Annotated in this window: 1 protein-coding gene and 1 pseudogene; both read left to right on the top strand. The window is 44.4% G+C overall.

The genetic code is table 11. The annotated features are described in order from the left end of the window. On the top strand, nt 1-213 hold a 213-nt coding region (locus P0G09_RS16345), incomplete at its 5' end, for a hypothetical protein (protein WP_275253192.1). 20 nt (nt 214-233) lie between these two features. Continuing rightward, nucleotides 234-338 (top strand): annotated as a pseudogene (locus P0G09_RS16340) (methionyl-tRNA formyltransferase); the annotation flags it as partial.

Genomic DNA, 338 nt, shown 5'->3' with positions numbered 1-338 from the left:
AGTGTCAATCTAAGCAAAGAGACGGTCGTTTTAGGGCCTACGCCGCGGCCAATTGCTCGAATGAAAAACCGATACTATTATCAAATAATCGTTAAGTATAAGCATGATCCCAAGCTGCACGCGCTTTTAAAGGACATCATGCGTCAAACGCAGGCCAAGAGTCGTCAAGACACCTTGGTCAGCATTGATCCGGAACCACAGTATTTTATGTAATCAAGAAAGGATTTGTTGTTATGTCAGTATCAGTTGTATTTATGGGAACGCCTCAGTTTGCCGTACCGATTCTGCAGGCTTTGATTGATGATGAGGCCTATGACGTAAAAGCGGTCGTTACGCAG

This window comes from Faecalibacterium sp. DFI.5.82 (assembly GCF_029076575.1).
GTDB classification, from domain to species: domain Bacteria; phylum Bacillota; class Clostridia; order Oscillospirales; family Ruminococcaceae; genus Faecalibacterium; species Faecalibacterium duncaniae.
The sequence above is the reverse complement of the archived record's forward strand: the minus strand, read 5'-3'. Positions and strand labels throughout refer to the sequence as shown.